We start from the raw sequence: 2729 nt of genomic DNA, 5'->3' as shown, positions 1-2729 counted from the left end.
TGGTACTACCTGGTGCTGGCCTCTATCGTCGGGACCGCAATCTCCTTTTTCTTACTAGCTCTGGCAGATATGGCTATTCCGGAGGATGATTTCTTGTACGCTATCAGTGGTCCTGGAAGCTTTACTTCAATGATCGGAACAGCGGCTTTGATGATTTCAATGATGTTAGCAATGTTTTCGATCTTAGGAAAACCTATCTCTCAAGAACTCATCCCAAAGATGAAGGGTATATCTGGAAGTCATACCGACAATTCTCAGCATTTCATTCCAAGGTTCATACACTTTATATCAGTGATACTGGGGTTTTTCGGCTATCTTCTCAGATCGCTGTTTTTGCTGCTGCTGGGCGCTTTGCTTAGTTCTTTTGTAGCATACTGGTTGGTTTCCGACGAAGTGACTTATGATATGTCGCTGAACCGTTTTAGAGAGATCGCTGGGCTTGGATTCGGCAAGTTGCTTCGTATCGCAGGTGTTCAGCAGGATGATCGAAAACCGGACTTCATTATCCCTGCTGTTGCTGGTGAGTATGTAATCGCGTCAATCATCCCTCTCTTAGTGCCTTTGTTCGTGATAGGTATTACAATCCACTTTGGGGTGCTTGCAGTGTTGATGGTGGGCGTCGCTTTGGCTCTAACTGCTAGCTTAAGCTTCCAGCTTTTGTCTGATCTTGTCTCTGGAGATGCTGCCCTCGATGCTTTCAATAACGTGAAAGAGAATCACAGGATAGAGACGTCGAAAAGACTCCGGGTGTTCTGGTCCATTCTCGTGATCGGAATCTCGTATTTACTGCTTGGTTCGTTACTTTTTGTCCTATATTTTTACCGTCACGCGTTCTTTAACCTGACCGAGGGATTCTATCTGGCACTGGTAGCAGTTATCGCTGTTTCCCCCATCTCATATTTCATAGTCGGACTGCTTTACCAGACCGTTCACTGGCTGAAAGAGAAGTTCGAATTGATCCAGTATTCAAAGCCGCTAGAACGAGACCTCGATACTTCCGCCCATGTTTACGAGATAGAAGATGTAAAGGACAGCCCGGCCTCTCTATCCACAGGTTTAAACGACTATATTTTCATTCCATCAGAGTTCCTTGATGGTCAGATCTTCGATAAGGAGGAGTTGAAAGCTATTGTAGCTCATGAAGAGAAGCATCTTCGTTCACGCGAGGCGTTATTGTTCTTCTATATACCGTTGATCTCGATACTGCTTTTTACCGGGCAGAACGTTATCTATAGCCTGCTAAATTTCCGGGAACGAGAGTTCCAGGCCGATCAGTACGCTAAAAACAAGGTAGGACGTGGACCGATAATTTCGGCCTTGCAAACGACAAATCATATTGATACCGTTAAGAATGCTGAAGACAGCAAGGCCACCGAATGGCAGGAGAACTTTGGTATCTTCTATGGAACGTATACCCACTCAGAAGCACATCCGGACCCGGAAGAGCGTGTTAATCGCCTAAAGTCGGAAAACTAGCATCTGAAACCTGGCCTCTGCTCAGGTACTACCCGCTTTGTCTTCTGGTTGTGTGGTACGGTGATTCCCGATTAAAGGCGAAACATACGTTTTCGACAGCTTGGATGAACTCTACGAAACCGCGGAAATGCTTCCAGAGGTGGAGCGTCAGGATGTCTACGCACACCACACGGGGGAGGATGAGTGGGAGGAGGTCCCGTACCGGGACAGTCTTTGGACGGACGATGGAAGGACCACGGGCGTTGTCTCTTCCTCAGAGGACTTCTACAATGTTATCCAGTATGGTGATATCCTGGAAAAGGTCGGTGATGCGGTCGAACGCCATGGGATCGAGCCTTCCGGGAAGATCTCCATCTCGCCGACCGCCCATAAGATGAGCGCCAGGATCGACTTTGACGAAGAGGTGTACGCCAACGAAAACGATCCTATCGATATCGGGTTACAGGTGCAGAGCGGGCATTCAGGTTTTCACGGTTTGAAGTACGATGTCGGGGCGGAACGCCAGGTATGCAGTAACGGGATGACGGCTTTCGTCTCCGATCTCCACTTCGACCAGACCCACGGAGAACCGTTCCAACCCGGTTTAGCGTACAACGCTGTTGACGCAGTAGTCGAGTCGCCGGAGATCATCGAACACAGGTTGGCGCAGGCTCAGAACCGCGAGCTCATGAACCGGGACGAATCTCTTCTCGTGCTCATGGACACAGGTATCGACCGGTACCTGGATCAGCCGGTTCCTGACCTGTTGAACGCCCTGCAAAGCGAAGTCGAAGATCCGGAGAACCCGACGCTATACGAGACCTACAACGCGGGCACACGCGCACTGACACACTACACCCAGGACGTTCCGGACTACGAACTCAACGACGGGTTCGAACAGCTATCCCGACTACTGGAAAACGGAAGCTCCGAGATCCCGGAGCCTCAAACGCTGGGAAGGAATGCAGTGGACAGACGGAGCAGGCAGTTACTTGAGGAAGGCGACGAACCACGCTGGGAGACAGAACGCGAATCTCTGCGGAACCTGATGGAGGAACACGAGATATCTCCCTAGGGGAAGAAGCGGGAACATGATGTTAGAACTTACCCCTGATTTAGAATTTGAGCAATCTTTATGGTTTTTTGAGTATTTGGCCGAAGTAAATGGCGTTTGGAAAGATAGAGATTGACCGTGATACTAGAGAGTTGATGGGGTACCAGAGAAAGGTAAGAGATCCGATATACAACTACATACCTCTCACTGAGTTAGAATG

2 protein-coding genes are annotated in these 2729 nt (G+C 49.1%); both read left to right on the top strand.

Annotated features, from left to right (window positions below):
• On the top strand, window positions 1–1476 hold a 1476-nt coding region (locus tag HZR20_RS14290; protein ID WP_181687419.1), incomplete at its 5' end, for a M48 family metalloprotease.
• Window positions 1477–1576: 100 nt separating this feature from the next.
• A complete protein-coding gene (locus HZR20_RS14285) occupies window positions 1577–2530 on the top strand; it encodes a DUF932 domain-containing protein (protein WP_258560464.1) in 954 nt (317 codons plus the stop codon).
• Window positions 2531–2729 lie beyond the last annotated feature (199 nt).

The organism is Halorhabdus salina, assembly GCF_013839425.1.
In the GTDB taxonomy this organism is placed as follows: Archaea; Halobacteriota; Halobacteria; order Halobacteriales; family Haloarculaceae; genus Halorhabdus; species Halorhabdus salina.
The sequence above is the reverse complement of the archived record's forward strand: the minus strand, read 5'-3'. Positions and strand labels throughout refer to the sequence as shown.